The organism is Petrotoga sp. 9PWA.NaAc.5.4, assembly GCF_002895485.1.
Taxonomy (GTDB): Bacteria; Thermotogota; Thermotogae; order Petrotogales; family Petrotogaceae; genus AZRK01.
Genome location: NZ_AZRK01000030.1, coordinates 1 through 4,010 on the forward strand (window position 1 = coordinate 1; position 4,010 = coordinate 4,010).

The following is a 4,010-nucleotide window of genomic DNA, read 5'->3' on the forward strand; positions in this document are numbered from 1 at the left end:
TTTCATCACTCATACAACCAGCAGCGAACCATTCTATTCTCAGCTTGTAACTCTGGAGGCATATTATCCTTACACTTATCCATTACAAACGGACATCTACCTGCAAACTTACATCCTTTTCTCATATACTCCTCTGTTTCCAACTCTTTTATGCTTATCCTTTCACTCCATTTCTTCTTTGGATCAGCTTCTGGAATTGATTCTTTCAACATCTGTGTGTACGGATGTTTCGGATTCATCAATACCTCTTCTACTCCTCCCATTTCTATTATGTTTCCTCTGAACATTATTCCTATCCTGTCACTTACATAGTATGCTGTTGCTAAGTCATGGGTTATGTACAATACACTTACGTTATATTTGTCTCTTAAATCTTTGAATAAGTTAACTATCGACATCCTTAACGATGCATCTACCATCGATACGGGTTCGTCTGCTACTAACAATGATGGTGTTGTTACCAGGGCTCTTGCTATTGATATTCTTTGTAATTGTCCTCCTGAGAATTCGTTTGGGTATCTGCCTTTTACTTCTTTTAATCCTAATCCTACGGATTTCAATGCTTCTTCTACGGCTTGATCTTTGTTCTTTTTTTCTATACCATATTGTTTGACTGTGTCGTATAGATAACTGTCTACTTTTCTTAATGGATTAAATGTTTCAAATGGGTTTTGGAATATCGATTGTACTTCTTTCATGAATCCTTTTTTTTCTTCCCATTTCTTTAAGTTCACTATGTCTTTTCCTTTGTAGTATACTTCCCCTTGGGTGGGTTCTAAAAATCCTAACAGCATCTTTGATACCGTTGATTTCCCACATCCACTTTCACCTGCTAAGCTGAATATTTCATTTTCTTGTATGTGAAAGTTTACTTCATCTACCGCTAACAGTTTGCTCCTTGCAAATCCACCTCCAACTATGAATACCTTTTGTAGGTTTTCTACTTGTATTAACTTTTCTTGCATTTTTGTGGTTACCGCTTTTTCTTTGTCTGTTGGATTGTTATTTTGCATTTTCTTTTCGCTCCTTTGTGTTTAAAAAACATGCTGATTTGTGCCCTTTACTTATTTCTATCAGTTCGGGTTTTTCTTTTTTGCATATGTCCATGACGTATGGACATCTTGAATTGAATGGACATCCTTGGGGTAAATTCGCAAGTGATGGTGGTGATCCTGGCGCACTCACTTTGTAACTTTTGTCTCCCATTTTTGGTAGCGATCCTATTAGAAATTTTGTGTATGGATGTAATGGGTTCTCAAATATTTCATCAGTCTTTGCTTCTTCTACAAATATCCCTGCATACATTATTCCCATCCTATCTGTTATGTTGGCATGTACCGCCATATCGTGGGTTACTAATATTACTGTATTTTTTTGCATCTTTTGTATATCTTTTAGTAATTGTATTACTGCTCTTTGTGCTACTACATCTAACGCTGTTGTTGGTTCGTCTGCTACTATTATTTTTGGGTTTAGTATCGTTGCTAAGGCTATCGTTGTCCTTTGTCTCATACCTCCAGATAGTTGATGTGGATATGATTTTAATACCCTTATGGGTAATCCTAAAGATTCAAGGTGTTTTTTTAACGGTTCTTCAAACTCTTTTTTTTCATCTTTTATCTTTTTGTGTGCTGTTACAAAATCTTTGAATGATTCTTTTATCCTTATTATTGGGTTGAGTGCACTCATAGATCCTTGGGGTATATACGATATGTATTCCCATCTTAGTTTCCTGTATTCTTCTTGGCTAAGTTTGGTTATGTCTATTTCTTTTCCTTTTACTTGGTAGTATATTTCCCCTCCTACTATTCTTAATGGCGGTTCGGCTAATCCACATATCGTTTTTAGAAATGTACTTTTTCCACATCCACTTTCTCCTGCTATCCCATATATTTCATCTTCTTGGATGTTTATACTTACATCGTTTACTGCTTTTACTTCTTTTTTTTCTTTTTGCATTTCAAATATGTAGTATGATTTTAGGTTTTCTGTTTTTAATACATCCAACGTTTTCACTCCTTCGCCTTACCAATTCTTTGTATCCTTGTTCGTGGGTCAAGATATTCACTTAGACTTGTTGAGAGTAAGTACAACGCTACAAATAAGAAGATCGATATTATTACTGGCGTTAGTATCCACCACCAGTATCCTAACAGCATCGCTTGGTAGTTTACTGCCCAATGTATCATCGTGCCTATTGTCGGTATTTCTGTGTTGGATAGTCCTAATATGGCTAAGGTTACTTCCATTCCTACTGCCCATATCATGTTGTTTATTAATGTGGCAAATATTATCGGTATTATGTATGGAAAGTATTCTTTTATTACTAAATTGAATGTCCTTGTCCCTGATAGTATCGCTGTATATGTGAACTCTCTTTCTCTTAAGCTTAATATTTGTGATCTTATCACTCTTGCATCCCATGCCCATCCAAATAGGCTTAGTATTAGTCCTAACATCACCATCGTTAGGTTTTCTCTTATTACTGACGCTATTAGTATGAGTATGGGTAATAACGGCATTACTACAAAACTGTCGTTTATTGCCATTAGTACTGTGTCTGTCCTTCCTCCTTTGTATCCGGCTACTAATCCTACTATTACTGCTATCACTCTTGATATACCAGAGGCTATTAGCGCTATTGTTAGTGAGTTTCTTATCGCATATGTGGATTGCCAAAATAGGTCTTGACCTTGTGATGTGGTTCCAAATATGTATGGCCAACTTGGTGGTTTGTCTCTTGGTACTACGTTCCATCTTAATGGGTCATACGGTGAGAAAAACGACAGTATCGACATGAACGCTAATACGCATATTACTATGAACGCAAATCTGAATCTTCCATCTTTCATTAGTTCTTTGAACCCTTCCAAATTCATCACCTCATCTGTATCTTATTCGTGGATCAAATAATGGGTATATTAGATCTATTATCAACGTCGCTCCTGCTATCCCTATTACTGATAACGACACTATTCCCATTATTAGGTTGTAGTCTCCTGAGTTTATCGCTCCGTATAGTAACGTACCTATCCCTGGATATGAGAATACTATTTCTGTTATTAATGCTCCTCCAAAAATTTGTCCAAGTGATAAGGCTAATCCTGTTATTTGTGGTAATAATCCGTTTCTAAATACGTATTTGAACGCTATTTTACTTTCTTTTAGTCCTCCTGCTTTGGCATACATGACGTAGTCTTCTGCTACTATGTTTGAGACTATAAGTTTCATGGTCATGAAATTTGCCGCTATTCCTAAAATAACTAATGACATAGCCGGTAAGAATGAGTGTATTATTAAGTCCGATATGAATGGCCAGTTGAATCCTATTTGTCTTCCTACTGAATATCCTCCTGCTGATGGGAATATCGGTATTAGGTATGCAAATAGTATTAGTAATAATAATGCAAATATGTAATACGGCATCGGTCTTACTACCATCGCTATGTTGTCTAATGTTTTTGCCCATACTTTGTTTTTGAAGTATCCTGCAAGTGCTCCTAATATGTTTCCTATTATCCAGGCTATAACTGTAGTTGTTATTAATAACCCCACTGTCCAAGGTAGCGAGTTCATTATTAGGTCAATTACTGGTACGGGAAATTGGAATAAAGATGGTCCAAAGTCTCCTCGTAATAACCTTCCCCAGAATGCAAAGTATTGTTGGAACATCCCTCCTTCAAGTCCATACATCTCTGTGAGTGATTTCCTTAATGCATCTACCGATGCTGGGTCCATGAACGCCCCTTGTGAAGTTATTTGACTTATTACTTGTTGTACGGGATCTACAGGAGTTAGTCTTGGTACGAAAAAGACTATCGTTATCCCTACAAATACTACTACTAAAAATTGTATTATCCTTGGTAGTAAGTATCGCTTTATGAATAGCAACTAATTACACCTTCCTTTCTATAATAAGCCCCCCGAAGGGGGCTATTGGGATTAATTACTTATTATTTCCTTCCTGTTGGTTCAAGAAATGGCAGCATGTATTTTAAATTTGGCCAATG

Annotated in this window: 4 protein-coding genes; all 4 read right to left on the minus strand. The window is 36.4% G+C overall.

Annotation, left to right across the window (positions count from 1 at the left end; genetic code table 11):
• Positions 1-5 precede the first annotated feature (5 nt).
• From X924_RS07920 to X924_RS07935, 4 genes are read right to left on the minus strand one after another with little or no spacing between them, the layout of a single operon-like run.
• Positions 6-1,013, minus strand: a complete 1,008-nt coding sequence (locus X924_RS07920) for an ABC transporter ATP-binding protein (protein ID WP_121958386.1) — start codon at positions 1,011-1,013, stop codon at positions 6-8.
• Positions 1,003-2,007: an ABC transporter ATP-binding protein gene (locus X924_RS07925; protein ID WP_121958387.1), complete on the minus strand. Its 1,005-nt coding sequence runs from the start codon at positions 2,005-2,007 to the stop codon at positions 1,003-1,005. The genes X924_RS07920 and X924_RS07925 overlap by 11 nt, the downstream gene beginning before the upstream one ends.
• Positions 2,008-2,012: 5 nt before the next feature.
• Positions 2,013-2,879, minus strand: coding sequence for an ABC transporter permease (locus X924_RS07930; RefSeq protein WP_369826032.1), 867 nt, complete (start codon positions 2,877-2,879; stop codon positions 2,013-2,015).
• Positions 2,880-2,883: 4 nt separating this feature from the next.
• Positions 2,884-3,891, minus strand: a complete 1,008-nt coding sequence (locus X924_RS07935) for an ABC transporter permease (protein ID WP_121958389.1) — start codon at positions 3,889-3,891, stop codon at positions 2,884-2,886.
• Between the last annotated feature and the right edge of the window lie 119 nt (positions 3,892-4,010).

Excerpts from the sequence above, each read along its gene's own strand:
- X924_RS07920 (WP_121958386.1), bottom strand. The coding sequence starts at position 1,013 with ATGCAAAATAACAATCCAACAGACAAAGAAAAAGCGGTAACCACAAAA.
- X924_RS07930 (WP_369826032.1), bottom strand. The coding sequence starts at position 2,879 with ATGAATTTGGAAGGGTTCAAAGAACTAATGAAAGATGGAAGATTCAGA.